The organism is Microbacterium sp. SW12 (genome assembly GCF_055391095.1).
In genome coordinates this window covers 2,967,645-2,993,510 of record NZ_AP024335.1, presented here as the reverse complement: position 1 = coordinate 2,993,510, position 25,866 = coordinate 2,967,645, and the positions used below count along the sequence as shown (strand labels likewise).

General features: G+C 66.5%; 27 protein-coding genes. 22 read left to right on the top strand and 5 right to left on the bottom strand.

What is annotated here, in order from left to right:
- Positions 1-96 precede the first annotated feature (96 nt).
- The 9 genes from rpmH to MICSW_RS15140 all read left to right on the top strand — a co-directional run bounded on the left by rpmH (position 97) and on the right by MICSW_RS15140 (position 5,682).
- Positions 97-234, top strand: coding sequence for a 50S ribosomal protein L34 (gene rpmH / locus MICSW_RS15180; RefSeq protein WP_193597422.1), 138 nt, complete (start codon positions 97-99; stop codon positions 232-234).
- 7 nt (positions 235-241) lie between these two features.
- Complete coding sequence (rnpA, locus tag MICSW_RS15175) at positions 242-577, top strand: ribonuclease P protein component (RefSeq protein WP_228179209.1); 336 nt, start codon at positions 242-244, stop codon at positions 575-577.
- Entirely contained in the window at positions 574-924 is a 351-nt protein-coding gene (gene yidD, locus MICSW_RS15170) for a membrane protein insertion efficiency factor YidD (RefSeq protein WP_228179208.1), read from the top strand. Before rnpA ends, yidD begins: the two co-directional genes overlap by 4 nt.
- A gap of 6 nt (positions 925-930) precedes the next feature.
- Entirely contained in the window at positions 931-2,088 is a 1,158-nt protein-coding gene (yidC, locus tag MICSW_RS15165) for a membrane protein insertase YidC (RefSeq protein ID WP_374198033.1), read from the top strand.
- Positions 2,089-2,104: 16 nt separating this feature from the next.
- Positions 2,105-2,617 carry a Jag family protein gene (locus tag MICSW_RS15160; protein ID WP_228179206.1) on the top strand — a complete coding sequence of 171 codons (513 nt, stop codon included), beginning with the start codon at positions 2,105-2,107 and terminating at the stop codon, positions 2,615-2,617.
- A 24-nt stretch (positions 2,618-2,641) separates the two neighbouring features.
- Positions 2,642-3,268, top strand: a complete 627-nt coding sequence (gene rsmG / locus MICSW_RS15155) for a 16S rRNA (guanine(527)-N(7))-methyltransferase RsmG (protein WP_228179205.1) — start codon at positions 2,642-2,644, stop codon at positions 3,266-3,268.
- Between the two features lie 129 nt (positions 3,269-3,397).
- Positions 3,398-4,366 carry a ParA family protein gene (locus MICSW_RS15150; RefSeq protein WP_292729093.1) on the top strand — a complete coding sequence of 323 codons (969 nt, stop codon included), beginning with the start codon at positions 3,398-3,400 and terminating at the stop codon, positions 4,364-4,366.
- Positions 4,366-5,295 carry a ParB/RepB/Spo0J family partition protein gene (locus MICSW_RS15145; RefSeq protein ID WP_464496426.1) on the top strand — a complete coding sequence of 310 codons (930 nt, stop codon included), beginning with the start codon at positions 4,366-4,368 and terminating at the stop codon, positions 5,293-5,295. Before MICSW_RS15150 ends, MICSW_RS15145 begins: the two co-directional genes overlap by 1 nt.
- 48 nt (positions 5,296-5,343) lie before the next feature.
- Entirely contained in the window at positions 5,344-5,682 is a 339-nt protein-coding gene (locus MICSW_RS15140; RefSeq protein WP_228179203.1) for a tryptophan synthase subunit alpha, read from the top strand.
- A gap of 109 nt (positions 5,683-5,791) precedes the next feature.
- Here MICSW_RS15140 and trxA read toward each other — a convergent pair whose 3' ends face one another.
- The 4 genes from trxA to MICSW_RS15120 form a co-directional block, all read right to left on the bottom strand.
- On the bottom strand, positions 5,792-6,115 hold the full coding sequence (trxA, locus tag MICSW_RS15135) for a thioredoxin (protein ID WP_228179202.1): 324 nt from the start codon (positions 6,113-6,115) through the stop codon (positions 5,792-5,794).
- Between the two features lie 75 nt (positions 6,116-6,190).
- Entirely contained in the window at positions 6,191-7,174 is a 984-nt protein-coding gene (gene trxB / locus MICSW_RS15130; RefSeq protein ID WP_228179201.1) for a thioredoxin-disulfide reductase, read from the bottom strand.
- A gap of 108 nt (positions 7,175-7,282) precedes the next feature.
- The gene (gene murJ / locus MICSW_RS15125; protein ID WP_292729104.1) at positions 7,283-8,881 is read right to left on the bottom strand and encodes a murein biosynthesis integral membrane protein MurJ; all 1,599 of its coding nucleotides are present in this window, start codon (positions 8,879-8,881) and stop codon (positions 7,283-7,285) included.
- On the bottom strand, positions 8,878-11,064 hold the full coding sequence (locus MICSW_RS15120; RefSeq protein ID WP_464496425.1) for a DUF6049 family protein: 2,187 nt from the start codon (positions 11,062-11,064) through the stop codon (positions 8,878-8,880). The genes murJ and MICSW_RS15120 overlap by 4 nt, the downstream gene beginning before the upstream one ends.
- A gap of 105 nt (positions 11,065-11,169) precedes the next feature.
- Between MICSW_RS15120 and MICSW_RS15115 the strand changes: the two genes are divergently transcribed.
- Positions 11,170-12,714, top strand: coding sequence for a DUF7059 domain-containing protein (locus MICSW_RS15115; protein ID WP_464498434.1), 1,545 nt, complete (start codon positions 11,170-11,172; stop codon positions 12,712-12,714).
- A 372-nt stretch (positions 12,715-13,086) separates the two neighbouring features.
- Positions 13,087-14,529 carry a CCA tRNA nucleotidyltransferase gene (locus MICSW_RS15110; RefSeq protein WP_347424173.1) on the top strand — a complete coding sequence of 481 codons (1,443 nt, stop codon included), beginning with the start codon at positions 13,087-13,089 and terminating at the stop codon, positions 14,527-14,529.
- 222 nt (positions 14,530-14,751) lie between these two features.
- Here the strand turns inward: MICSW_RS15110 and cofD are convergent, their stop codons facing one another.
- A complete protein-coding gene (cofD, locus tag MICSW_RS15105; RefSeq protein ID WP_375236547.1) occupies positions 14,752-15,744 on the bottom strand; it encodes a 2-phospho-L-lactate transferase in 993 nt (330 codons plus the stop codon).
- Between the two features lie 106 nt (positions 15,745-15,850).
- Here cofD and MICSW_RS15100 point away from each other — a divergent pair, with 106 nt between their 5' ends.
- From MICSW_RS15100 to MICSW_RS15050, 11 genes are all read left to right on the top strand, one after another.
- Complete coding sequence (locus MICSW_RS15100) at positions 15,851-17,215, top strand: GAF domain-containing protein (RefSeq protein WP_228179196.1); 1,365 nt, start codon at positions 15,851-15,853, stop codon at positions 17,213-17,215.
- A gap of 224 nt (positions 17,216-17,439) precedes the next feature.
- The gene (gene exaC, locus MICSW_RS15095; protein WP_464496424.1) at positions 17,440-18,990 is read left to right on the top strand and encodes an acetaldehyde dehydrogenase ExaC; all 1,551 of its coding nucleotides are present in this window, start codon (positions 17,440-17,442) and stop codon (positions 18,988-18,990) included.
- A gap of 144 nt (positions 18,991-19,134) precedes the next feature.
- A complete protein-coding gene (locus MICSW_RS15090) occupies positions 19,135-19,533 on the top strand; it encodes a DUF779 domain-containing protein (protein WP_464496423.1) in 399 nt (132 codons plus the stop codon).
- A 60-nt stretch (positions 19,534-19,593) separates the two neighbouring features.
- The gene (locus MICSW_RS15085) at positions 19,594-20,256 is read left to right on the top strand and encodes a TMEM175 family protein (protein ID WP_228179193.1); all 663 of its coding nucleotides are present in this window, start codon (positions 19,594-19,596) and stop codon (positions 20,254-20,256) included.
- 201 nt (positions 20,257-20,457) lie between these two features.
- Positions 20,458-20,814: a 30S ribosomal protein S6 gene (rpsF, locus tag MICSW_RS15080; protein ID WP_228179254.1), complete on the top strand. Its 357-nt coding sequence runs from the start codon at positions 20,458-20,460 to the stop codon at positions 20,812-20,814.
- A 5-nt stretch (positions 20,815-20,819) separates the two neighbouring features.
- A complete protein-coding gene (locus tag MICSW_RS15075; protein ID WP_228179192.1) occupies positions 20,820-21,314 on the top strand; it encodes a single-stranded DNA-binding protein in 495 nt (164 codons plus the stop codon).
- 44 nt (positions 21,315-21,358) lie between these two features.
- Entirely contained in the window at positions 21,359-21,613 is a 255-nt protein-coding gene (gene rpsR / locus MICSW_RS15070) for a 30S ribosomal protein S18 (RefSeq protein ID WP_195692622.1), read from the top strand.
- Positions 21,614-21,622: 9 nt separating this feature from the next.
- Positions 21,623-22,075, top strand: a complete 453-nt coding sequence (gene rplI, locus MICSW_RS15065; RefSeq protein WP_228179191.1) for a 50S ribosomal protein L9 — start codon at positions 21,623-21,625, stop codon at positions 22,073-22,075.
- Positions 22,076-22,759: 684 nt separating this feature from the next.
- Positions 22,760-24,133 carry a replicative DNA helicase gene (dnaB, locus tag MICSW_RS15060; protein WP_228179190.1) on the top strand — a complete coding sequence of 458 codons (1,374 nt, stop codon included), beginning with the start codon at positions 22,760-22,762 and terminating at the stop codon, positions 24,131-24,133.
- A 167-nt stretch (positions 24,134-24,300) separates the two neighbouring features.
- Positions 24,301-25,476, top strand: coding sequence for a TRAFAC clade GTPase domain-containing protein (locus tag MICSW_RS15055; RefSeq protein ID WP_279071107.1), 1,176 nt, complete (start codon positions 24,301-24,303; stop codon positions 25,474-25,476).
- Complete coding sequence (locus MICSW_RS15050; RefSeq protein WP_279071110.1) at positions 25,473-25,814, top strand: hypothetical protein; 342 nt, start codon at positions 25,473-25,475, stop codon at positions 25,812-25,814. The genes MICSW_RS15055 and MICSW_RS15050 overlap by 4 nt, the downstream gene beginning before the upstream one ends.
- The last annotated feature ends 52 nt before the right edge of the window (positions 25,815-25,866 follow it).

Sequence of the window (25,866 nt, the reverse complement as noted above, 5' to 3'; positions counted from 1 at the left end):
CGTACCCTTAGTCGGTTGACTTGTGCCCTCGCGGCCGTCCCCGATTCATCGTCCCGGTGTGAGCATCCCGGCGACACCACATCCGGAAGTGATCTCATGAGCAAGCGTACGTTCCAGCCCAACAACCGCCGCCGCGCCAAGAAGCACGGCTTCCGCGCCCGCATGCGCACCCGCGCCGGCCGTGCCATCCTCTCGGCTCGCCGCGCCAAGGGTCGCAGCGAACTCTCGGCCTGACCTCACAGTGCTTGCGCGCGCCCACCGGATCACCCGGGGCGCGGACTATCGTTCCGTCGTCCGCCGGGGTCGCCGGTGTGTGGCTGCGCACCTCATGAGCTATACGACGGTTTCGGTGGATGCCGGGCCGTCTCGGTTCGGCTTCATCGTCAGTAAGCAGGTCGGCTCTGCGGTCACGCGCAACACTGTGCGTCGACGGCTGAAGGCGATCAGTGCCGGCCTCGTCGATGAGGTCCGCCCGGGGTCCCAGGTCGTCATCCGCGCATTGCCCGCCGCGGCTGACGCACCGTACGACGTTCTCGCCAGCGAGGTCAAGCGCTGTCTCACGGGAGAGCGTCGATGAGTCAGCTGCCCTCGTACGCTCTCGGCCACGCGCACCTCGATTCCGCCGACGTGGCTCGGGCTGTTCCCCTTGTTCCTCGCAACGCCGTGCTTGCGCTGTTGCACGGATACCGTGCGACGATCTCCCACCTTTACGGCGACGTGTGCCGGTACTATCCCTCGTGCTCGGCCTATGCCGTCGGCGCTGTACAACAGCACGGCGCTCTCAAGGGAGCAGCCCTCGCGGCGGCACGGCTGAGTCGATGCCATCCGTGGGCGAAGGGTGGCGTCGATGACGTTCCACCCCACGAGCACTTCCCCTTCGATCTCACCCGGCACGGGTTCGTCGTGCCACGCAGAAAGGACTGATCCTTGCTGGATCTCCTCGCCAATGCGACCCCCTCTCCGTCGCCCACCGCGGCGGCCGGCGGCGGCTTCGATCTGTTCGGCATCATCCTGTGGCCACTGAAGTGGGTAGTCGAACTCATCCTCGTCGCGTGGCACTGGCTCTTCACCGCGATCGGACTGCCTCCGGCCGAGGGCATCACCTGGGTCTTGGCGATCGTCGGCCTCGTCGTCGTCGTGCGTGCCGCACTCATCCCGCTGTTCGTCAAGCAGATCAAGTCGCAGCGCAAGATGATGGAGATCGCTCCCGAGCTCCGCAAGATCCAGGACAAGTACCGCGGCAAGAAGGATCAGCTCTCTCGCGAGGCCATGAGCCGCGAGACGATGGCGTTGTACAAGAAGCACGGGACGAGCCCCGTTTCCGGGTGCCTTCCGCTGCTCGTGCAGATGCCGGTGTTCTTCTCGCTGTACTCCGTGCTCAGCAGCGTCAAGGTCAACGCCGAACTCGGTCTCGGTGGTGTCGGCGTGCTCGGCCCGGAGCTCACCAAGCAGTTCTACGACGCCTCCCTCTTCGGAGTTGCGTCCCTGCACGAGACCCTCATCGACGCCTGGAACACCGGCAACACGCCTGCCGTGATGATCCTCGTCGTGCTCGTCATCCTGATGATCGCCTCGCAGTTCTTCACGCAGCTCCAGATCATCTCCAAGAACCTCTCCCCCGAGGCCAAGACCGGCCAGGCCTACCAGATGCAGCGCATCATGCTGTGGGTCCTGCCGTTCGCGTTCGTCTTCTCGGGTGTCTTCTTCCCGCTGGGTGTCGTGCTCTACTGGTTCACCAGCAACATCTGGACGATGGTTCAGCAGTTCATCGTCATCCGTGAGATGCCGACCCCGGGCTCCGAGGCGGCGAAGCAGCGCGAGGAGCGACTGGCTCGCAAGGGCAAGGCGATCGACTCCAGCGGCAAGGTCGTGCCGATGGACAAGTACTTGGCCGAGCAGCAGCGACTGCTGGAAGAGGCTGAGAAGGCGAAGGCTCAGGCTCCGAAGCGTGAGCAGCCGATGAGTAAGCAGCGCGCGAAGAAGCAGGGTAACCGCTCCGCTGGCGGCGCCACCTCTCGGCCACAGAATCCGCGCCCCACGGGCAGTGCAGCGGAGGGCCCATCACCCTCACCGGAATCGAACAAGTAGGAACAAGAGGGTGGAGATGACAACGACCCCCGACACCGCTTCGTCTCGCGCAGAGGCGACGATCGAAGACCTGGAGCAGGAAGGCGACGTTGCCGCCGACTTCCTTGAAGGACTCCTCGACATCGCGGACATCGATGGCGACCTCGCCCTGGACGTTCGCAACGGTCGCGCGTACGTCTCTATCGAGCAGGACGGCGGTGAGGGAGCGGCAGATCTGGGTGCTCTAGCCGACCCGACGACCGTCCAGGCGCTCCAGGAACTCACGCGCATTGCTGTGCAGAACCGTACCGGGCGCTTCTCGCGCCTGATCCTGGACATCGGCGGTTCTCGCGACACGCGTCAGCGAGAGCTCGATGCCCTCGTGGATCGTGCTGTCGCTCGGCTGGACGAGGGTGCGTCGCAGGCCTCGCTCCCCCCGATGTCGAGCTACGAGCGCAAGCTCATCCACGACCTTGTCGCCGAGCGTGGCCTTGTCTCCGAGTCGTACGGCGAGGGCGCCGATCGACACACCGTGATCCGCCGCGCCTGAGTGCGCGTTTCACGTGAAACATCGATGACCACTCTTGAGGCCGAACCCGCCGCAGCGGCTGCCCTGTTCGGTGAGCGGATCGACCTTGCCCGTGAGTTCACGGCGGCTTTGGCCGAGCAGGGCGAGACCCGAGGACTCATCGGTCCCCTGGAGCTTCCGCGACTGTGGACGCGGCACATTCTGAATAGTGCGATCGCTGCCCCCCTCTTCGATGGGCGCGCTGCTGACATCGGCTCGGGGGCGGGCCTCCCGGGAATCGTCCTGGCTATCGCCCGACCCGACGTCACGTGGACGTTGGTCGAGCCGATGGAGCGGCGCGTCGCCTGGTTGACGGAGCAAGCCGACGCTTTGGGTCTCGGCAACGTCACCGTGGTTCGTGCTCGTGCGGAGGAATGGGCGCCCGAGGCATCCGTCGATGTCGTCACTGCGCGTGCTGTGAGTGCGCTTCGCACGCTGATTCCCATGACGGCTCCGCTGGTTCGTCCCGGAGGAAGGCTCATGCTCTTCAAGGGGCGAGGTGCCGAGGCGGAGATCGAAGCCGCCCAGAAGCAGATCCGTCGATTCGGACTCACCGACGTCGGGGTACTCACTCTCGGAGAGGGCGTTCTCGACGAGACAACCCGTGTCGTTCACGCCACCGTCGGTGGCTGAGCCGCTCGAGGCAGTCATGAGTGCGGCAGCATGTTTCACGTGGAACGGTGAGCCATCGGATCGACCCCGGGCCGGGTCGGAAGCCGCACGTAGAGTAGAGAAGCCCTTGACCCGATCGGAGCGTTTCACGTGAAACACGACGAGGATCCCGCGACGGACTCGTTCTACGACACCCCCTTGGCACGCGAGCTCGCAGACCTCACCGCCCGTCGTCGGGCCCTTGACGCGATCCCGCTGGAGTACGCGGGTCGACGACGGATCTTCACGGTGTCGAATCAGAAGGGCGGCGTAGGTAAGACAACGTCGACCGTCAACCTCGCAGCGGCATTCGCGCACATGGGTGCCCGGGTGCTGGTCGTCGACTTGGACCCCCAGGGCAATGCATCCACGGCGCTCAGCATCCCGCACAACGCGGAGACCCCGAGCGTGTACGACGTTCTGGTCGAGGAGCGACCGCTGTCCCAGGTCGTCCAGCAGAGTCCCGAGTCCCCCCGGTTGTTCTGTGCACCGAGCACGATCCATCTGGCTGGCGCCGAGATCGAGCTCGTTTCGCTCGTTGCTCGCGAACGACGGCTGCGTACCGCGCTGGAGAAGTACCTGTCGAAGAAGGGCGCGGATATCGACATCGTGCTCATCGACTGTCCGCCCTCGCTCGGCCTGCTCACGATCAACGCCTTCACCGCCGCAGACGAAGTACTCATTCCGATCCAGTGTGAGTACTACGCGCTCGAGGGGCTCAGCCAGCTGATGGGGACGGTGTCGATGATTCAGAAGCATCTGAATCCCACACTGACGCTCTCGACGATTCTTCTCACCATGTACGACGGGCGTACCCGCCTCTCGCAGCAGGTTGCTGACGAAGTCCGCGCGCACTTCCCGAACCAGGTGCTCACCACCGTCATCCCCCGTTCGGTGCGCATCTCCGAGGCCCCGAGCTTCGGGCAGACTGTGATCGCCTACGATGGTCAGTCGGTCGGGGCGGTGGCCTATCGCGAGGCGGCAGTGGAGATCGTCCGACGGGATCACCGTGCGGATAGCGCGGATGTCGACGCCGAGGGTTCAGCCCCGGATCGCGACGCTGAGGAAAGGGACGAGTGATGGCCAAGCGAACGGGACTCGGTCGAGGAATCGGCGCTCTCATCCCTACCGCCGATCAGGGCGAGAGTCGGCCGGTAGACGTGTTCTTCCCGGAGGCGCCTCCCGCGGAGGATCTCGTCACGGTACCGGGAGCCCGGCTGATCCACATCGACCCGAACACGATAGTTCCCAATCCGCGCCAGCCCCGCACGAACTTCGACCCTGACGAACTCGCGGAGCTCGTCCACAGTGTGCGCGAGTTCGGTGTGCTCCAGCCCGTCGTGGTCCGCGATCGCGGTGACGGGACCTATGAGCTCATCATGGGCGAGCGACGCACTCGGGCTTCCCGGGAGGCGGGACTCGACTCGATCCCAGCGATCGTCCGCGACACTGCAGACGAGCATCTCCTGCGGGACGCTCTGCTGGAGAATCTGCACCGCTCACAGCTGAATCCGCTGGAAGAGGCGTCGGCCTACCAGCAGTTGCTCGAGGACTTCGGCATCACGCAGGAGGAGCTCGCGGGACGCATAGGTCGCTCCAGGCCCCAGATCAGCAACACGATCCGCCTACTCAAGCTGCCGATCCCCGTGCAGCAGCGCGTGGCAGCCGGGGTCATCAGCGCCGGACACGCGCGCGCCATCTTGTCGGTCGAGGGAGATGACGCCATGGCGCGTCTCGCTGACAAGATCGTGAACGAAGACCTGTCGGTCCGTGAGGCTGAAGCTGCAGCGAAGGGCGTGGCATCCGCTGGCCGTAAGCCTGCGAAGCCTCAGGCTGGGGGCCGCCGCGGTCACCTCGACGAGTTGGCTGAGAGGCTCGGTGATCGCCTCGACACTCGGGTGAAGATCACACTCGCTGCAAAAAAAGGCCAGATCAGCATCGACTTCGCAAGTATTCAGGACCTCAACCGCATTCTCGACGAGCTCGGTGTCGAGGGCTTCGGTTCCTGATCATCCACATCCGGGCGACGTAGCCTCAGAGCGACGTACGCTGGAGTAATGACGCGCGAGAATTCGGCCCCGACTCGTCGGGCGAGTCTCGAGCTGCTGCGCGCCGAAGCGGCTGATGAACTGTCGGTTCTGGTCGAGGAGCGGTTGCGCGCGGGCGAAGATCCCTGGGAGTTCATGGACGATCTCCCCACCGTGGATGAACTCGTCGTTCTGATGCTGCGTGCCGAGAACATCCTCACCACCGGCTTGCCCTCAACCGGCATCCGTCACTACCGGGTGCTCCGGCAGATCGCGCTGGACTACCCGCCGCTCACCCGTGCGGTGTGGCGGCTTCTCGGCTCCGCGCGCCACCGCACGTGGGATTCCCTGCTTCCCGACGTTCCGTGAGGCGATCCGTCAGCGCGACCCCGCGCGGAAGACGCACACCGCGCAGGGCCCAGAAATGACGGATGCCGCGGACCCTGAGGGAACCGCGGCATCCTGTGGGAACGAAGGGTCAGCCGATGAACTCGGCGAGATCCTGTTCCAGTGCGTACTTGGGCTTTGCACCAATGATCGTCGTCTTGACCTCGCCGCCCTGGAAGACCTTCATGGCGGGGATCGAGGTGATCTGATACTTCATCGCGAGGTCGGGGTTCTCGTCGACGTTGAGCTTGAGGATCGTGATCTTGTCGGGGTGCTCGGCCTGGATTTCATCCAGCACCGGGGCGACCATGCGACACGGGCCGCACCACGCTGCCCAGAAGTCGACAAGAACGGGGCCTTCGGCCTGCAGGACATCCTGGTCCCACGTCGCCGAGGTCGTAGCTGAGGCACTCATGTGTTCTCCTTCGTCAAAACGTTCAGTTATGAAAACGCGTCAGGGGGCGCGATTGTTCCGATGCGTGCGCGGCGCTCAGGCCAATGCCTCGGAGGGGACGTCGACGGGCTCGTCAGGGAGGGGGTCGGTGGCGTCTTCGAGAAGAGCGGCGAGGTAGTGCTCCACATCCAGAGCTGCGACGGCGCCGGAGCCCGCCGCGGTGACAGCCTGTCGGTACGTCGGGTCGATGACATCGCCGGCGGCGAAAACGCCGGGGACCGACGTGCGCGACGACCGACCTTCGAGCTGGATCGTGCCGTCTTCGGTGAGTTCGAGCACGCCGTGCACGAGGTGCGTGCGCGGGTCGTGCCCGATCGCCACGAAGATCCCGTCGAGGGCGAGCTCCGAGGTCTCGCCGGTGACGGTGTTACGCAGCGTCGCGCCAGTCACCTGGTCCCCGCCGCTGATGTCGATGATCTCGCTGTTCAAGATGAACTCGATCTTCTCGTTGGCGAACGCACGATCCTGCATGATCTTGGACGCCCGAAGCTCGTCGCGGCGGTGAATGATGTAGACCTTCGAGGCGAACTTGGTCAGGAACGTCGCCTCCTCCATCGCCGAGTCGCCCCCGCCCACGACCGCGATGACGCGCTCCCGGAAGAAGAACCCGTCGCAGGTGGCGCAGTAGGAGACGCCGCGACCCGAGAAGGTCTTCTCGCCCTCGATGCCGAGCTTGCGCGGGGCGGAACCTGTCGCGAAGATCACGGCGTGAGCGTCGTGGGTCGCGCCCGACCCAAGGGTGACGGACTTCACTGCACCGTCGAGCGACACGGAAACGACGTCGTCATAGACGATCTCGGAGCCGAATTTTTCGGCCTGGGCCTGCATTTTTGCCATCAGGTCGGGACCCATGATGCCGTCGGGAAAGCCGGGGAAGTTCTCCACCTCGGTGGTGTTCATGAGCTCGCCACCGGCTTCCACCGAGCTGGCGATAACGAGCGGCTGGTGCCCACCCCGGGCCGCATAGATAGCTGCGGTGTACCCGGCAGGACCGGACCCGATGATGATGACATTGCGCATGAGCGACCCTTCGTTGCGGTTCCGGATGCTTCAACACATGCTATCCGCGCGGCATTCCCCCCGGGCCTGGTTGCCCGCAGTGTCATTCACGGCTCAGTCGAGCGACGTTCACCGCCGAGAGATGATCCGCCGGACGGTCTGCCATGCCGTCGTGAGCTCGGGAACGCGCAGCAGGGCGAGGATGCCGACGTAGACCGCCAGGGCGACGATGCCGATCAGAGCAGAGCCGAGTGCGCCGGTTACCTGGTTCTCGAGCATCCAGCTGGTTTCAGCGCCGGACAGGAGGTACACGCCCCAGCCGACGAGACCCGCGGGAACAGCAGCTGCGGCAAACAGGGCAAGGGACGGCATCCATCGCCGGATTCCGATGCGAGACAGACGCCGACGCAGAAACCAGGTGGCCAGGGAGAGCTGGACGCACACGGCGAGGGACTGACCGAGCGCGATGCCGGCGGTGACGAATGCTGTCGGCAGGTTCAGTGCGAGCACCGCCGTGATCATGACGATGCTCGCCTGCACGAGGGTGAAGAAGAACGGGGTTCGCGTGTCGTTGTAGGCGTAGAAGACGCGTCCGATGATGAACAGGACGGTCTGGGGGATGAGCCCGACGAGGAAAGCCAGCAGCACCCACGACGCATCCACGGCGTAGTCCGGAGTGGTGGTGAAGATTCGGGAGGCCGGTACTGCGGCGGCGGCGAGGACCGCGGTGGAGATCACCATGAACAGGCCGAGAAGACGGATGCTGCGCGCGATGTCGGTGCGGACCTCTTCGTCTCGGCCAGCGGCGGCATGCTCGCTCAGCTGTGTGAAGTAGGGGGTGCCGATCGACAGGACGAACACCGAGAAGGGCAGCATGTACAGCAGCCACGCGTTCGCGGCGACGGTGGCGGCGGGCGCGTCACCAGACACGACCGACATGATCTGGCTCTGCACGATCCCGGCGATCTGCCCGACGATCACCATGAGGAAGGTCCAGCCGGCGAGGCGACCGATGTTGCGAAGACCCACGCCCCGCCACGCGAAGTCGGGGCGCAGATGCAATCCGGCTCGCACCCAGAAGACCATGAGCACTGCTGCCTGCACGACGATGCCGAGGGTGGCGGTTCCGGCGAGCAGCGCAATCATCGTCGGTGTCCAGTCGGATACCTCGGTGACCGGGCCGCCGAAGATCACGATGAAGGCGCCGAATCCCGCGATCGAGATGACGTTGTTGGCGATCGGGGCCCAGGTGAACGGGCCGTACACCCTCCGGGCGTTCAGGATTTCGCCGAGCAGCGCGTAGAGCCCGTAGAACAGCAGCTGCGGGATGCACCAGTACGCGAATGCGGTAGCCAGCGCGAACTGGGAGGGCGTGAACTGCGACGCATACAGCTGCACGAGGAGGGGAGCCGCGACCGTGCCAATGGCGGTGGTCACAACCAGGGCGACGGTGCCGAGGGTGAACAGTTTCGAGATGAAGGCGCGGCCGCCGTCGGCGTGCGCGGCAGCTTGCACGATCTGCGGCACGACGACCGCGGTCAGCAGGCCCGTCGAGATGATCGCGTAGAGGTTGTTCGGTAGCTGATTCGCGATCGTGAAGGCGTCAGCGGCGCGGCTCCCCACGGAGCCGACGGCCGCGACGAGCACCATCGAACGCAGGAACCCGGTGAGCCGCGACACCAGCGTGCCGGCGGCGATGAGGGTGCTTGCACGCCCGATCGAACTCACGACTGCTCCTTCGGCGCGGTGCTGTCGGCATCCGTCGCGGTGTCGGCGCCCGCGGTGTCGGTTGCTGCGGTCTCAGGGCCCCCGCTCTCGGGGCGGCGACGAATGCGACGGACGGTTCGAATCGCGCCGATAGCGAGGAACGCCGCCGCAAGGACCGACAGGATGACGAGCCCGATCGTCTCCCAGTCGGCGCGCACGTTCACTTCCAGCGACTGGTCGGTGCCGATACGGACGCCGGTGGGGCTGGTCAGTGACAGATCCACCTCGACGGTGCCGCTGCCAACCCGCGCCTTCACGGGGAGCGAGGCGCGCGTGCTCTGTTGCGGTCCGATCTCGACCTCGCTGCTTTCGGTGACCTCGAGTCGCAGGTCATCGCTGCGGGCGTGCAGGGTGACGGTCACGGGATAGGGCAGGTCATTCTTGATGCCCACGGGGATCTCGGCGTCGGCGGCGACCAGCTGGATCGGGCTCGGCGGCAGGATCGCAACCGACGAGAGGGTAGCCCGCGTGGCCTCGGCATGCGCGTCGAGGGCGTCGGCCCACGCGGCATCCTGCCCCGTCCAGCCGAGACTCAGGAGCTGCAGGATCTCGGCGCGCTCGGCACCCGTCAGCAGTGACGGCTCCGCGATGACACTGGCGAAGGACTCGATGCGCTGCTCACCGTCCAGCAGCGTCGGAACGACCTCGATCCGCGTCGTGGCGAGGGGTTGGTCGGTGATGGTCACCTCCCTCGATTCGCTGCTGATCAGAGCGGCGAGTCCCAGCGGCCGTGCGCCCGGGAGGGCCTGAGCCGCGTCGATGGCAGCACGCAGCGCGACGGCACTGCGCGTCGGGTTGCGGTCGAGGGCAACCACCGTCGCGCTTCCCGTCACGGGGAGCGCCTCAAGGGCGGATGCCTCGGCGAGGGCTGCCGCGCGGTCAAGCGCATCGGCGCTCACGGCAGCCGTCGAGAGCACGGCGCTCACGTCGGCATCGGCGACGAGCAGGCCTGCATCGCCGGCGCGAGCATGCGCCGCAGGCGACGGGGCTGCGATGGCTGTCGTGTCGGTGAGTGTCAGTGCCCCGCCTGCGCCGAGTGCGGCCACGACCTCGGCAGTGACAGCGTCGGGCCACCAGATGTCGGTTGTGGCGCCGACGTCCAGGAGCTTGTCGAGCGTGGGGAGCCCGGACTCGTCATCCGTGTCGGATTTGGACGGCGTCGCGGTGGCGGTGGGAGTCGGCTCGGGATCGTTGCCCGAGAAGCCGGCCGGGTCGATGTAGGCGGCAAGCGAGGTCGGTGCCAGCGGCGGCACAACCCCGGCGGCGACCTGGGCCGAGGGGTCGGCGTCGCCGAACTGCAGCGCGAACCGGTCGTTGGGGAGCGCCTCGAAGCGTGCGAGCCAGTCTCGAGCGGTCGCCGGGGCGGTGGTGCCGAGGGCCCGGATCGCGGCAAGGATCGCGGGGTCGACCGCGAGGATCGCGTCAGTTCCCTGAACACCGGTGAGCACCGCGGTCAATGCGCCGTCCTCAGCGGTCAGTGATGCCAGGTCGTCGGCGCTGAGCAGGCCTCGGCCCGTCGGTGGGGCAGTGATCGGCACGATGACCGCGACATCCGAGGCCGCCCCGGTGGGCACGACGAAGACTGACGCAGCCCGCAGGGTGCGCCCCGCCACCGTGACGTTCGCGAGCACGGGGTAGACGCCGGGGGTGCGGTCGGTGAGCACCGGGTCGGTTGCGGGGACGCGCACGATGGCGCTCGTGCGCTCACCGGCCGCGGCAGGGTCGAGCGACGCGGTGCCGACGATCGTCGGGGTGCGCTCGGTCAGGGGGGAGGCGAGCCAGTCACCGACGTCGGTCCTGGTGGTCAGGGGTTCGGTGCCGATCGCGACGGTCGCCTGCGTCGCGGCTAGCGGCGTGGATCCTGCGGTGAGGCCGATCGAGAGGGCGAGCGAGTCGCCGGGTGAAACAACACCGCCAGAGAGGGGAGCCGCTACGAGTTGCGGATCAACGGCGGTTGCCGTCGGGGTCGGCGTTGCTGCGGCAGCGGCTGGCGTGGCATCCGTCGCGAGCCCGCCGGCTGCAAAGAGCACCCCGATCGCGACAGTTGCCGAGAGGCGGCGTACGAGTCCGCTGAGACCGGTGCGGCGGCGCGGCACAGGGTGGCCGGGAGGCGCGGATGCGGGGAGCGGGGTGGGCGCGGTCATGTCGTATCGCGGGACGACCGCTGATCGTGCGGATCCCGCCGGAATTCTACGGTCCGCGCCTCGGAGCATCCCGCAGGCCGTCCGCGCTTGAATGGATCCGTGACGATGCCCCTTCATCCCGACTCCACGACGTGCGCCGCCCTGGCGTCTGACCTGACAGCCGCCGGCTACACGGCCGAGGCCTTGCGGAACGCCTGGGGTTCCGTGGGCGATGCCGCGATTGGGCGCGGTCTGCGGGGGCCGGCCGTCCGTGCGCTCGCGCCACGCGACGACGCTCTTGCAACCCTCGCACGCCTGCTCGGACTCGGGATGCCGCAGCCGGTGAGCCCCGTCGACGGTGCACTGCCCCGCACCGGAGCTGTAGGACTCGTCACGCTCGGTCTCGCGATGATCGACGGTGAGACAGTGGTGCCGGCCGCCCTGGTCAGACCGCAGGAGTGGGGCGGCGAGACGGATGCCGATGCTGGCGAGTGGTGGATTGCGAGTGATCTCGACGAAGCGGCCCTCGAGGGCGCGTTGCCGACCGATCATGTGCTCGGGGTTGGTGGGGCGTCGCTGACCCTCGCGGCCCTGCAGCTGCCCACGCCGGCGGGACGAGTGCTGGACCTCGGCACCGGATGCGGCATCCAGGCCCTTCGCGCGCGCCTCTACGCCGACCAGGTCGTCGCGACCGACATCTCGAGCCGTGCACTGGGGTTCGCGCGCCTGAGCGCCGCACTCAACGGCGCTGACGGCATCGATGTGCGCCACGGCAGCCTCTTCGACCCGGTCGCCGGCGAGCGGTTCGACCGTGTGGTCTCGAATCCGCCGTTTGTCATCACCCCGCGCGGTGCAACCGCCGACGGGGTCTCGGCTCCCGCCTACGAATACCGCGACGGCGGCGCTGTCGGGGATGATCTCGTGCGTCAGGTCGTCACCGGAGTGGCCGGCGTGCTCGCCGACGGCGGCATCGCGCAGTTCCTGGGCAACTGGGAGTATCGCGACGGCCGCGATGGCCTCGACCGCGTGCGGGAATGGGTGGCGGCGGCATCCGTGCCGATGGATGCCTGGATCATCGAACGCGAGATCCTCAGCCCCCTCGACTATGCGCAGTTGTGGGTGCGCGATGGCGGTACGCCGCCGGGCTCGCCCGAGTACGCCGCACTCATCGACCTGTGGCTGGAGGATTTCGAGGAACGCCGGGTGACCGGCATCGGCTTCGGTTATGTTCTGCTGCGCCGGCCCGGGGCGGGCACGGCTCCCCTGTCGCGTTTCGAGCGCGTGAGCTCGCCCTCCCCGCAGGAGGGGCTGGGCGCGGACCTTGCCCGGGCCCTCGCGGTGCACGATGTGCTGGGAATCCGCGATGACGTCGGGCTCGCGGCATCCGTTTTCACGACCGCCCCTGACGTCACGGAAGCGCGCCATTTCGTGCCCGGCGCTGAAGACCCCACCGTCATCGAGCTGCATCAGGGTCGGGGTTTCGGCCGCACGCTCACGGTCGATCCGGGTCTCGCGGCGCTCGTCGGTGCGTGCGACGGTGACCTCCTAGTCGGAGTGCTCATCGACGCGATAGCCGAGCTGCTCGAGGTGGATGCCGCAGCACTTCGTGCCGACCTGCTGCCGCGGGTCCGCGAACTCGCCTTCCTCGGCTTCCTCGACCCCGTCGCCTGAGCCTCGCTGCTGGCGCCGGGTCTGGTGCGAGCCGACGCTGGGTCGCCGAGCGACTGATCCGAGCGGAAACACGGAGCGGAGCGGGGTGCGGGTCAGGGGGCTGGCACCGGGTCTGGCGGGAGCCGGCGCAGCCGGCGAGGGCATGTCCCCCTGACCCGCACCCCGCGGAGCGGATTCCAGGACCGCGCAGTTGGTCTTTGTCTCCCCGAGTTGTCCTTGATTCGCCGAGTTGGTCTTTGTTTCGCCGAGTTGGTCTTCCTCCGGAGGTGCAAGTCGGCTGAATGGAGTGCAACTCGGCTGGACGAGGGACAACTCGGCTGGGGGGTTTACGCGCAGCGGAGTCCACGGACCCCCACCGGTAGGCTCGGTCCCATGCTGAACATGGCTGAGGGTGTCGCGCGCCTGGGCGCCCTCGCCACCTCTCCCGTCGTCGCTGCAGTTGCGGCGGCGTTCGAGGAAGCGGGCTTCGAACTCGCGATCGTCGGCGGTCCGGTGCGCGATGCGCTGCTGGGCCGAACCACGCACGATCTCGACTTCACGACGAACGCGCGACCCGACGACATCCTGCGCATTGTTGCGCCGTTGAGCACGGCGCACTGGGACATCGGGCGGGATTTCGGCACGATCGGGGCGCGGATTGCGCTTCCCGGTGGAGGTGCCGAGCAGGTCGAGATCACGACCTATCGGGCCGACAGTTATGACGGGGTTACCCGCAAACCGACTGTCGAATTCGGTGACACGCTCGAAGGTGATCTCGTGCGCCGCGACTTCACTGTGAACGCCATGGCGCTGCGGGTTCCGTCGCAAAAGCTCGTCGATCCTTCCGGCGGAGTCGAGGATCTCCTCGCACAGCGACTGCGAACTCCGGCCGATCCCGCCGTGAGTTTCGGCGACGATCCGCTCCGGATGCTGCGCGCCGCCCGGTTCGCGTCCCAGCTGTCGTTCGACGTCGATTCCGAGACGGTTTCGGCGATGCAGCGGTTGCGCGAGAGCATCCGGATCGTCAGCGCTGAGCGGATCCACGGCGAGCTCGTGCGTCTCATGCAGACCGATGACCCGTTGCGCGGCATCCGTCTGCTTGTCGAGACGGGGCTGATGGAGCAGTTCCTGCCCGAGGTTCCGGCGCTGCGGCTCGAGATCGACGAACACCACCACCACAAGGATGTCTACGAGCACTCGCTGACGGTCGTGCGTCAGGCGATCGAGCTCGAGCACGAGCGGCATCCGGATGCCGAGCCCGACGTGCCGCTGCGGCTTGCTGCGCTGCTGCACGACATCGGCAAGCCCGCTACGCGCCGCCTGGAGCCGGGCGGCGGTGTGACGTTCCACCACCACGACATCAAGGGTGCGCGGATGGCGCGTAAGCGCCTGAAGGAGCTGCGGTTCGATGCGGCGACGATCGACACGATCACGACGCTCATCGAGCTGCACCTGCGGTTCTTCGGGTACGCGGAGGGGGCGTGGACCGACTCCGCGGTGCGGCGATATGTGCGGGATGCCGGCGACGAACTGGAGCGCCTCCACATCCTGACCCGCGCCGATGTCACGACCCGCAACAAGCGCAAGGCAGCGCGTCTGGCATCCGCGTATGACGACATCGAGCGACGGATCGCTGAACTTGCCGCGCAGGAGGAGCTCGACGCGATGCGCCCCGAGCTCGACGGGAACCGGATCCAGGAGGTGCTGGGTATCGGTCCCGGCCGCGAGGTTGGCGAGGCTTACCGGTTCTTGCTTGACCTGCGGCTGGATGAGGGAGTGCTCGGCGAGGCCGAGGCCGAGAAGCGCCTGCGGGACTGGTGGGCGTCCCGGGGCTGATCCCCCGGGCTCACGCCGTCGGTTCGGCGCAACGGCTTCGCTTGCCGCAACACGCCGTGGAGCGTTGGCGCACTGCGCGGTTTGGGGCAAGTGAATCGCTGCGGGACCGGCGCTTGCCCCGCACACTTGTCGCGACACGCCGCGCCTTCGGAGAGGAACACGGCGTGTTGCGGCAAGAGAAGACCGGGCGGGTGAGCTGATCCCCGCAGTGCGGCGCCAGCCTCAGCGCAGGTTCTGCGCGAGCGCGATGGCGTCGCCGGCGAGAGTGGCCGAGGTGTCGGCATCCCGCATCCACAGCGGAACCGCGCGAGACGCGATGCCGTCCGCGGTCAGCCCGGCGACGGATGCCGCGTCTTCTTCGGCGACAAGCCACCCATCGAGCACGCCGCCCGCGTGGCGGGTGCCATAGTGGCGGGCGATGGCGGCGGCATCCGTATCGACTCCGATCGCCGTGAGGCAGGCGTCAGCCATGCCCCGCACGACCCGACCGCCGATGACCGGTGCGACCCCGACGACGGGAGCGGATGCCGCGCGGAGCGCGTCGCGCATCCCCGGGATACCGAGGATCGGCCCGATCGAGACGACGGGGTTCGAGGGCGCGAGAAGAATCACGTCGGCATCCGCGATGGCGTCGAGGGCCTCGCCGGCTGGCCGCGCCCTCTCGATGTCGGCGTTCTCGAACCTCACCGCCGGGATGCTCGCGCGGTGCCGCGTCCACCATTCCTGAAAATGCATACGCTGGCCGTCGGCAGTGTGCACGTAGGTATCGATTTCATCCTCGGTCGCCGGAACGAGGGTCGCCCCGAGTTGCCAGCGCGCGCCGAGTCGGCGATAGACCTCTCCGAGCGGCACTCCGCCCCGAAGCCAGGCGGTGCGCGCGATGTGCACACCGAGGTCGAGATCCCCGAGGGTGAACCACTCTGGCGTCACACCCCAGGTTTGGAGTTCTGACGCGACGCGCTCCGTCTCGTCGCGCCGACCCCATCCCCGATCCTGGTCGTTCTGTCCGCTCAGCGAGTACAGCAGAGAGTCATGGTCGGGGGCGATCCGCAGGCCCGCTAGCCACCAGTCGTCTCCGGTGTTCACGACCACGCGGATGTCGTGAGCGTCGTCGTCGGGAAGGCCCTGCGCCGCGGCATCCCGCCGCGCCCACCCGCGCACTCCGCTCACGAAACGAGCCCCGCCGACGCCGCCCGAAAGTACCGTGATCCGCACGCAGCCACGCTACCCGGCGACACCGGCCGCCGCCGCGCCTACACTGGACCGCACCGGCGCGCACAGACGCCCGCGCCCATCACGATCAGTGCCGATCGGAGTCCCCATGCCCTCGCCGTGGTCCCCCGGGTCGGGTACCACCCCCGACGCCTCGAGGCTGATCATCGAGCGCGCCCGCGAGGAGTTCGTGCTCGGCAACGATACTGATGCGCGGGTCGGCGACGTGCGGGGCGTCGTGCGCGAGAGCTGGCGGCGTTCGCGCGACGGACGTGTGGGCGTCGAGGGTCTTCCCCCGCTCGCCCTGAGCGCCGAAGAACTCGAGCTGCTTCGGGCGCAGCATCCGCTCGGTTCTGTCATGGACATGATCCGGGGACTGCTGATCCCGGGAGCCGCCGAGGAATCGGGGGTGATCGTCGCGATCGGAGATGCCGCGGGACGGCTGCTGTGGGTCGAGGGCGACCGCACGTTGCGATCCCTCACCGGCGATATGGGCTTCGTGCCCGGAGCCGACTGGTCGGAGAAGGCAGTCGGCACGGCGGCGCCGGGAACCGCCCTCGCCCTGGATCGTTCGGTGCAGATCCGCGGCGCCGAGCACTTCAACCGGCTCGTGCAGCCCTGGTCATGTACCGCGGCGCCAGTGCACGACCCCGAGACCCGCCGCCTTCTCGGGGTCATCGACGTGACCGGAGGCGACCCTGCCGCGTCGGCCCAAGCGCAGCTGCTGGTGGATGCGACAGCCCGTGCCGTCGAGGGTGAGCTGCTGCTCTCTCGTCTGCGGGAGCGGGCTTCCGGCCCGCGCGCTGCCGCGGACGGGGTTGAGGTCGACACACCCAAACCCCGGCGGGCCCGGCCGGCTTCGGCATCCGTCGTGGCGACCCTTCGCGTGCTCGGCCGAGACCGCGCCCTGCTCGAGACCCTCTCAGACGGACACCTGCGGGTGAGTGAGCTGACAACGCGGCACGCCGAGATCCTGCTGTGCCTCGCGACCCATCGCCAGGGCGTCTCGGCCGAATCCCTCGGTGAACTCGTGTACGGCGATCCTGATGCGGGAACGACGCTGCGGGCCGAGATGGTTCGGCTGCGCAAGGTTCTCGAGCGGATCGCGCCGTCGCTCGCGCCGGAATCCCGGCCCTACCGGCTCACGGTGCCGCTCGAGACCGATGCGCATCAGCTGCTTTCGCTCCTTGATCGCGGCGCGCACCGGGTTGCGCTCGCGGCCTATCGCGGCGATGTGCTCCCCGACTCGGCGGCCCCCGGCGTCGAGGAGTTCCGCGATACCGTCCGGGTGACCCTGCGCGAAGCGATGCTGGCAGAGGCCAGCCTGGATGTGCTCCTCGCCTTCGCTGACACGGATGCCGGAGCCGACGACGTCGAGGTGCTTCGCCTGTGCCTGTCCATGCTCCCTGCCAGGTCTCCGAAGCGGGCCGGCTTGGTCGCGCGCATCGACCGTCTTGAGCGCGTCGACCCCTGACGCGTTCCCCGCCGAGTTGGTGTTCGTCTTGCCGAGTTGGTGTGCCCAGGTCAGGACAACTCGGCTGGATAAGGGACAACTCGGCTGAATGAAGTGCAACTCGCCTGGGGTGTTTCACGTGCAACGGATGCCGTGAGCCCCGTGCAACGGAATGCAACGTTGCCTCACCTAGCGTCGACCCATCGCGACGACGGCCGTCGCGACGCAGTCGAAGGAGACTCAGCATGACCATCGTCGAAGAGGGCGTTTCGAGCGTCTACGCCGCGCCGGGCGAGCGCGGGTCCGTTGCCACCTACCGTCCCCGATACGGCCACTACATCGGCGGCGAGTTCGTCGAACCGATCAAGGGCCAGTACTTCGAGAACATCACCCCCGTCACCGGCAAGCCCTTCTGCGAGGTCGGTCGCGGCACCGTCGAAGACATCGACCGCGCGGTGGATGTCGCATGGAAGGCCTTCCAGAGCTGGAAGCGCACCACCCCCGCAGAGCGAGCCAACATCCTCAACAAGATCGCCGACCGGATGGAAGCGAACCTGGAATCCATCGCCGTCGCCGAGACGTGGGAGAACGGCAAGCCCGTCCGCGAGACTCTCGCCGCCGACATCCCGCTCGCGATCGATCACTTCCGCTATTTCGCGGGCGTGCTTCGGGCCCAAGAAGGGTCGCTGAGCCAGATCGACGAAGACACCGTCGCCTACCACTTCAACGAGCCCCTCGGTGTGGTCGGCCAGATCATCCCCTGGAACTTCCCGATTCTCATGGCGACCTGGAAGCTCGCGCCGGCGCTCGCAGCCGGCAACTGCATCGTGCTCAAGCCGGCCGAGCAGACTCCCGCATCCATCCTGTTCCTGTTCGACCTCATCGGCGACCTGCTGCCGGCCGGTGTCGTCAACATCGTCAACGGCTTCGGCATCGAGGCAGGGGCGCCGCTCGCGCAGCACAAGGGCATCCGCAAGGTCGCCTTCACGGGTGAGACCACCACCGGGCGCCTGATCATGCAGTACGCGTCGCAGAACCTCATCCCGGTGACCCTCGAACTCGGAGGCAAGAGCGCGAACGTCTTCTTCGAGGATGTCGCGCGCGTACGCCACGATGACTACTACGACAAGGCGCTCGAGGGCTTCACGTTCTTCGCGCTCAACCAGGGTGAGGTGTGCACTTGCCCGTCGCGCGCGCTCATCCAGCGTTCGATCTACGACCAGTTCCTCGGGGACGGACTCGAGCGGGTGGGCAAGATCGTCCAGGGCAACCCGCTGGACCCGGCGACGATGATCGGTGCGCAGGCATCCAACGACCAGCTCGAGAAGATCCTCTCGTACATCCAGATCGGCAAGGACGGCGGGGCCAAGCTCCTCGCCGGCGGCGAGCGGGTCGACCTCGGCGGTGACCTCAGCGGCGGCTACTACGTCGCCCCGACCGTGTTCGAGGGCACGAACGACATGCGGATCTTCCAGGAGGAGATCTTCGGTCCGGTCGTCTCGGTGACCTCGTTCGACGGGTTCGACGACGCGATCCACATCGCCAACGACACGCTCTACGGCCTGGGCGCCGGGGTGTGGAGCCGGTCGGGCGACACCGCCTACCGTGCGGGCAGGGCAATCGAGGCCGGCCGCGTGTGGACGAATACGTACCACCAGTACCCCGCGCACGCCGCGTTCGGTGGCTACAAGCAGTCGGGCATCGGTCGCGAGAACCACCTGAAGATGCTCGATCACTACCAGCAGACCAAGAACCTTCTGGTCTCCTACGCCGAAGGCCCGATGGGCTTCTTCTAAGCCGACACGCCACGGGCGGCATCCGTCACGGATGTCGCCCCGCGTGCCGAATGCAGGATCAAACCGCCGTCCGGCCGGCGAATCACCCAGCCGGCGCCTGGTGATCCTGCGTTCGGCACCGGCTAGCTCAAGGGAAGGGACAGCATGGTCAGTATCGGGACCTACGAACGTGTCGCGGTCACCGACGAGGCGGCGGCGTTGCTGCGGCAACTCGCGACGCAGCATGGCACACTCATGTTCCACCAGTCGGGCGGATGCTGCGACGGCAGCGCCCCCATGTGCTACCCGGTCGGCATGTTCATGACCGGACCCAGCGACGTGAAGCTCGGGACCCTGGACATCGACGGGATCGAGCCGATCGAGTTCTTCATGTCGGAGTCGCAGTTCGAGTACTGGAAGTACACGCATCTCACCGTGGACGTGGTTCCAGGCCGGGGTGCCGGATTCAGCGTCGAGAGTCCGACCGGCAAGAGATTCCTCATTCGTTCGCGGATGCTCAACGACGCCGAACTCGAGTACTTCGGCCTCGGCCGCACGGCCTGACTCCGCCGCCCCACCCCAGCTCGGTGATACGGCGGTGCGGCGGGGTAGTACGGTGGCGGCATGACGGATGCCGAGTCTCGCGCGGACGAGCAGCGGTCGGCGGATGCCGAGCTGCCATCCGCCGAACGGCTGAAGGCATTCACGGATGCCGTCGTGGCGATCGCCATGACGCTGCTGATCCTGCCGCTCATGGACAGTGTGACCGACGCCACAGAGTCGGGGGCGGGAGCTTGGGTGGCTGCGGAGTGGCCGAGCCTGCTCACCTTCATGCTGAGCTTCGTGCTCATCGCCAACTTCTGGATCACCCACCACCGCATGTTCGCGAAGGTCGAGCGTGTGAACCAGGCCCTGCTGTGGCTGACCATCCTGTGGATGTTCACGATCGTGTGGCTCCCTGTGGCCACGGCGATCACCAGCACATTCGAGCCGGACCCGATCGAAAAGCTCTTGTACGTCGGTTCGCTCATCGTCACGAGCCTGGTGCTGACCCTGACGCGCGTCTACCTCATCCATCACCCCGAGCTGCACCGCGAGAAGCCGTCGCGGCTCCGGGAAGGGCTGATCGTCGGTGTCATCATCACGGCGCTCTTCACCGTCGCGCTCCTCATGATGCTCATCGTCCCGACGCTCAACTACTGGTGGATGTTCCTGCTGTTCCTGACCAGCCCACTGCACGCACTGGTGATGCGGATGCGGGGCGAGACGCCCGGACGCCGCGCCTGAGACCCGGGCCGCACCGGCAGCGGAGAACGGCCGGTTGGGCCGCGGATGCCGCATCCGATACACTGTGAAGGTTGTCCGGCATCCGCTCATGCGGAATCAGTCCGGACACGTGCACACACCCTCCTGCTGTCGGGAAATGCCCGACAGCCGTTCTAGTCCGAAGGAGGTGGGTCAGTGACGCACACACACCAGTACGAACTCATGGTGATCATCAACCCTGAGATCGACGAGCGCCAGGTCCCCACGACCCTCGACAAGTTCCTCGCAGTCATCACCAACGATGGTGGCTCGATCGAGAACGTCGATGTCTGGGGCCGCCGTCGCCTGGCTTACGAGATCCAGAAGAAGACCGAGGGCATCTACGCCGTCGTCAACTTCACCTCGACCAGCGATGCCGCGCAGGAGCTCGACCGTCAGCTCAAGCTGAACGAGCAGATCATGCGCACCAAGGTGCTTCGTGCCGAGGAGGCCATTGCGATGGTCGCGTCGGAGGCAAAGCGCGCCGAAGAGAAGGCTGCCCGCAAGGCTGCCGCACCGGCTCGGGCTGCGAAGGCGTAATCGTCATGGCCGGCGAAACCGTCATCACCGTTGTGGGCAACCTCACGGCTGATCCCGAGCTGCGCTACACGCAGAACGGGCTTCCGGTCGCGAACTTCACGATCGCATCGACGCCGCGCACTTTCGACCGTCAGGCCAATGAGTGGAAGGACGGCGAAGCGCTGTTCCTTCGCGCGAGCGTCTGGCGTGACTTCGCCGAGCACGTCGCCGGCTCGCTGACCAAGGGCTCCCGCGTCATCGCGACCGGGCGCCTCAAGCAGCGCAGCTACCAGGACCGCGAAGGCAACAACCGCACCGCCATCGAGCTGGAGGTCGACGAGATCGGCCCGTCGCTGCGTTACGCGACAGCTCAGGTCACGCGCGCCGCGAGCAGCGGTGGCGGCGGTGGCGGTAGCCAGTCCCGCGGTCAGGTTGCCGACGAGCCCTGGTCGACCCCCGGTTCCTCGAACGCCGACGCTTGGGCTGCCCCCGGCAGCTACGGCGACGACACCCCGTTCTAAGCACTACGGATGCCGCGGCATCCGTTCACACGTAAGGAAATCCCATGGCTGGAAAGTCAAGCGGCGATCGCCGCAAGCCGCGCAAGGGCGGCAAGCCGGTAGCACCGGCAAAGGCAATCCGGGTCGGCGTCATCGACTACAAGGATGTCGCAACCCTCCGCAAGTTCATCTCGGAGCGCGGCAAGATCCGCGCCCGTCGTATCACCGGTGTTTCGGTGCAGGAGCAGCGTCTGATCGCCCGCGCGATCAAGAACGCGCGCGAAATGGCGCTCCTGCCTTACGCCGGCGCTGGCCGCTAAGGAGTCCCCATGTCGAAGCTCATTCTCACGAACGAGGTCGCCGGGCTCGGTAGCGCCGGTGACGTTGTCGAGGTCAAGGACGGGTACGCCCGTAACTACCTCATCCCGCAGGGATTCGCCGTGGCCTGGAGCCGCGGTGGCGAGAAGCAGGTCGCCTCGATCCGCGCTGCACGCGAGGCTCGTGCGATCCACGACCACGAAGAGGCTGTTTCGCTCAAGCAGAACCTCGAGTCGAACAAGGTCAAGCTCGCCATCAAGGCTGGCGCCGAAGGCCGCCTGTTCGGTTCGGTCAAGCCCGCGGATGTCGCGGACGCTGTCAAGGCCGCCGGTTTTGGTGACCTCGACAAGCGCAAGATCCACATCACGTCGCCGATCAAGTCGGTCGGCGAGCACGAGGCCACGATCCGTCTGCGCGACGACGTGACCGCCGTGATCACGCTGCAGGTCGTCGCCGCGAAGTAATCGCGAGACGCCACGCGGGGGCGGATGCCGCAGACACGCAGTCTGCAGCATCCGCCCCTCTGCGTCAGCGGCGTGCAGGGCGTCGGGCGACCAGTGTCGCGGTGACGCCGACGTCATCCGCTGAGGATGCGTGTCCATCGTTCGCCTCCGCTCCCCGAACAGCCGGTCATTGAACGCACGATTTGCGCGGGATCAGACGCCGATTCGCGTGAAGCACAATCCCCCTTGCCCCTGCAGGACGTTTCGCCCTTTGCTCGTCCTACTTGCACGTTCGCGGGGTCCCTGGTAGGAGAATCCCCGCCGTTTGTACACAGTGGACGGTCCCGAAGCGAACCTTCAATCCCAGGTTCAACCACAACCTTGTCCACAATCTGTGCGTAAAACAAAACCCAGATCAGGTGGATATTCGCATGCCCATTTCCGTAGACCCCCAGGCTTTGTCCACAGGCACTTCTCACAAGCTCCACGGCGTTTCCCGCATCTTCTCCACAAAGTTATCCACAGGCTGTGTTGCGGGTGTCGGACCCCATCCCTAGCGTGGTCCTGCCCGGTGGGGAGGCGATCCGCATTCGGCGCGGAAACCGGATAGCTGTACGGCCTCGGCAACCAGCCCGAACGCTCGCCCCAGCGAGTCGCGGGCAGTGAACGCACGACGGTTGACGTCATCACAGTGAAGGGGGATACATGTCGATTGCGGACATCTCGGAGGATCGGCTCGGCGGACCCCGTGAGCACGAGCGCACTCCGCCGCACGACATCCTCGCCGAGCAGAGCGCACTCGGCGGCATGCTGCTGTCGAAGGATGCCGTCGCCGATGTCATCGAGACCCTGCGCGGCGCTGACTTCTACATCCCCAAGCACGAACTGATCTTCGAGGCGATCCTCACGCTCTACTCGCACGGTGAGCCGACCGATGTCATCACGGTCACCGACGAGCTCATCAAGACGGGTGAACTGCAGCGCGCCGGCGGCGCCGACTATCTGCACACGCTCACCTCGATCGTCCCTACCGCCGCCAACGCCGCCTATTACGCGTCGATCGTCGCGGAGCGCGCGCTCCTGCGTCGTCTCGTCGAGGCCGGTACCCGCATCGTCCAAATGGGATACGCCGGGCAGGGCGAAGCCGTAGACCTCGTCAACTCCGCGCAGGCGGAGATCTACTCGGTCACCGGCGCCGAGGCAGCCGAAGACTATGTGCCGCTCGAGACCGCGGTCGATGCCGCACTCGAAGAGATCGAGGCCGCGCGTGGCCGCGATGGCAAGATGACCGGCATCCCGACGGGCTTCAGCGGTCTCGATCAGCTCACGAACGGGTTGCACCCCGGGCAGATGATCATCATCGCCGCTCGTCCCGCGATGGGTAAGTCGACGCTCGCCCTCGACTTCGCGCGGGCCGCGGCGATCAAGAACAACATGCCGACGATCTTCTTCTCACTCGAAATGGGGCGCAGCGAGATCGCCATGCGCCTCATGAGTGCGGAGGGCGCCGTGCCGCTGCAGAACATGCGCAAGGGCACGCTCGACTCCCGAGACTGGACGACGATCGCCGCCACCCGAGGCCGCATCAATGAGGCACCTCTCTACATCGACGACAGCCCGAACATGACCCTCGTCGAGATCCGGGCAAAGTGCCGCCGACTCAAGCAGCGCGCCGGCCTGAAGATGGTCGTCATCGACTACCTGCAGCTCATGACAAGCGGCAAGCGGGTCGAGTCGCGTCAGCAGGAGGTCTCGGAATTCTCCCGTGCGCTGAAGCTGCTCGCCAAGGAACTCGGGGTTCCCGTGATCGCGTTGTCGCAGCTGAACCGTGGTCCCGAGCAGCGTGCCGACAAGAAGCCGGCGCTGTCTGACCTGCGTGAATCGGGTTCGATCGAGCAGGATGCCGACATGGTCGTGCTGCTGCACCGTGAAGCGGCCTACGAGAAGGACTCACCCCGCGCTGGCGAGGCCGACCTGATCGTCGCCAAGCACCGTAACGGACCCACCGACACGATCACCGTCGCATTCCAGGGCCATTACTCGCGCTTCGCCGACATGGCCCCCGGCGACTTCGGATAGGTGTAGGTTCCATGTCGTGTAGGAACCGCTCGGAGATGTCCACCCGTGAGCGACGGTTTCAGGACAGGACGAGACGAAATGTCCATGTTCGGCGACAGCCAGTGGCACGCGACTTGTCCATCTCGAGGTTCGCTCGGAGGCCGTGCCGGACTCGGTAGGTTTCACATATGGCGAAGAACCGGAAGATCGAGCAGCAGATTGCTGTCTTTGGAGAGAGCGGCAGCGGCAAGACCGTCCTGGTCTCATCGTTCTATGGGGCGACACAGCAACAGGCGTACAAGGCCGAGCACCCTTACGAAGTAGTCGCGGACAAGCAGTCCCAGGGTCGCTCGTTGTACCAGGCGTACCTCGGGATGCGCGGGTCTGCGACTGTTCCACTCACCACCCGCTTCGACTCGGAAACCTACGCTTTCACGGTCAGGGCAAAGGACTCTCCCCAGGGAGACGACGAGAAGCGTCGCCCCTTCGATGCAGTGCAGATTGCCTGGCATGACTACCCCGGCGAATGGTTCGCTCAGGATCTCGAGGGACCCGAGGCAGATGCGCGTGTCGCCACATTCCGGCGGCTCCTTCGCTCGGATGTCGCCCTGCTCCTCGTAGATGGGCAACGGCTCCTTGACAACGCCGGAGAGGAGGAGCGGTACTTGAAATCGCTCCTCGCCAATGTGAGCAACGGTCTCCGCCTGATGAGAGACGATCTGCTCGAGGGAGGCAAGAAGTTCGTCGAGTTCCCCAGAATCTGGGTGCTGGCCCTCTCGAAGTGCGACCTGCTCCCGGACATGAGCGTGATCGATTTTCGCGACCTCGTTATCGACAAAGCCACCCATGAACTCAACGAGCTCGAGAGCACGCTTGCGAGCTTCATCGAGGCGCCCGAAGCATTGTCAGTGGGCGAGGACTTCATCTTGCTCTCGTCCGCAAAGTTCGAGCCCGGCAAGATCGAGGTCACGGAGCGCGTGGGGCTCGACCTGATCCTTCCACTCGCTGCCATGCTGCCGTTTGAGCGTCACGTCAAGTGGGCGAAGGGGATGACGGATCGGGGCAAGGTCTACGAGCATCTTGTCGCGGGAGGCGTCTCGATGGCCGCCGCGCTCGGCGGACTGGGCGCTCTGGCAACGAAGCTCGCCGGCAAGGACAACAAGCTTCTCACCTCCCTCGGGCTCATCCTTACTCACTTCGGCTCTGCGATTGAGGATCTGGCAAAGATGGGCGGCGACAAACTTACAGCGGCCAACCGAGATGCGGTCTCCAAGCACGAGAACCTGCGGAGCACCCTCACGGGCTTCCAGCTGAAGCTCGATGAAGCCGAAGCCGAAGAGGTCTTTCTCCGGAGCAGTAGGTGACGTTCATCTGGGCGACGCGCGGTAGAACCTGGGGATTTCGGTTCTTGTTCGATGCCGGCTTCGAGGATCCGCGGGGAGAGTACCTCCGCCGCTTCGCCGGTGTCGAGAATGTGATGCCCGCCTACAGAAGGGGCGGCGACGTCGTCGCCGCCCGATTCCCCGACCCGTTGGGCAGGCGCGACTCCGCCGGACGTGTCATCCCTCACGAGTTCGTCGTGTTCTCACCAACCTCCGACGCGATCTCATCGGTAGAGGACGCGATACGGGAGCTCTGGCCCGAAGTTGAGGAAACCTTCAACCGCCTCTGGGACGGGCCAGATCCCTTGAGCAGCCCCTGACGATGCGATCCGTGAAACGGACGCGCTTCGCGCCGGGGACCGGCCGGTGGTG

What these genes read in the sequence shown, in the direction of transcription:
- rpmH (WP_193597422.1), top strand. Translation starts at nt 97, where the DNA reads ATGAGCAAGCGTACGTTCCAGCCCAACAACCGCCGCCGCGCCAAGAAG.
- yidD (WP_228179208.1), top strand. Translation starts at nt 574, where the DNA reads ATGAGTCAGCTGCCCTCGTACGCTCTCGGCCACGCGCACCTCGATTCC.
- MICSW_RS15160 (WP_228179206.1), top strand. Translation starts at nt 2,105, where the DNA reads ATGACAACGACCCCCGACACCGCTTCGTCTCGCGCAGAGGCGACGATC.
- rsmG (WP_228179205.1), top strand. Translation starts at nt 2,642, where the DNA reads ATGACCACTCTTGAGGCCGAACCCGCCGCAGCGGCTGCCCTGTTCGGT.
- MICSW_RS15145 (WP_464496426.1), top strand. Translation starts at nt 4,366, where the DNA reads ATGGCCAAGCGAACGGGACTCGGTCGAGGAATCGGCGCTCTCATCCCT.
- MICSW_RS15140 (WP_228179203.1), top strand. Translation starts at nt 5,344, where the DNA reads ATGACGCGCGAGAATTCGGCCCCGACTCGTCGGGCGAGTCTCGAGCTG.
- trxA (WP_228179202.1), bottom strand. Translation starts at nt 6,115, where the DNA reads ATGAGTGCCTCAGCTACGACCTCGGCGACGTGGGACCAGGATGTCCTG.
- trxB (WP_228179201.1), bottom strand. Translation starts at nt 7,174, where the DNA reads ATGCGCAATGTCATCATCATCGGGTCCGGTCCTGCCGGGTACACCGCA.
- MICSW_RS15120 (WP_464496425.1), bottom strand. Translation starts at nt 11,064, where the DNA reads ATGACCGCGCCCACCCCGCTCCCCGCATCCGCGCCTCCCGGCCACCCT.
- MICSW_RS15115 (WP_464498434.1), top strand. Translation starts at nt 11,170, where the DNA reads ATGCCCCTTCATCCCGACTCCACGACGTGCGCCGCCCTGGCGTCTGAC.
- MICSW_RS15110 (WP_347424173.1), top strand. Translation starts at nt 13,087, where the DNA reads ATGCTGAACATGGCTGAGGGTGTCGCGCGCCTGGGCGCCCTCGCCACC.
- MICSW_RS15100 (WP_228179196.1), top strand. Translation starts at nt 15,851, where the DNA reads ATGCCCTCGCCGTGGTCCCCCGGGTCGGGTACCACCCCCGACGCCTCG.
- exaC (WP_464496424.1), top strand. Translation starts at nt 17,440, where the DNA reads ATGACCATCGTCGAAGAGGGCGTTTCGAGCGTCTACGCCGCGCCGGGC.
- MICSW_RS15090 (WP_464496423.1), top strand. Translation starts at nt 19,135, where the DNA reads ATGGTCAGTATCGGGACCTACGAACGTGTCGCGGTCACCGACGAGGCG.
- MICSW_RS15085 (WP_228179193.1), top strand. Translation starts at nt 19,594, where the DNA reads ATGACGGATGCCGAGTCTCGCGCGGACGAGCAGCGGTCGGCGGATGCC.
- rpsF (WP_228179254.1), top strand. Translation starts at nt 20,458, where the DNA reads ATGGTGATCATCAACCCTGAGATCGACGAGCGCCAGGTCCCCACGACC.
- MICSW_RS15075 (WP_228179192.1), top strand. Translation starts at nt 20,820, where the DNA reads ATGGCCGGCGAAACCGTCATCACCGTTGTGGGCAACCTCACGGCTGAT.
- rpsR (WP_195692622.1), top strand. Translation starts at nt 21,359, where the DNA reads ATGGCTGGAAAGTCAAGCGGCGATCGCCGCAAGCCGCGCAAGGGCGGC.
- rplI (WP_228179191.1), top strand. Translation starts at nt 21,623, where the DNA reads ATGTCGAAGCTCATTCTCACGAACGAGGTCGCCGGGCTCGGTAGCGCC.
- dnaB (WP_228179190.1), top strand. Translation starts at nt 22,760, where the DNA reads ATGTCGATTGCGGACATCTCGGAGGATCGGCTCGGCGGACCCCGTGAG.
- MICSW_RS15055 (WP_279071107.1), top strand. Translation starts at nt 24,301, where the DNA reads ATGGCGAAGAACCGGAAGATCGAGCAGCAGATTGCTGTCTTTGGAGAG.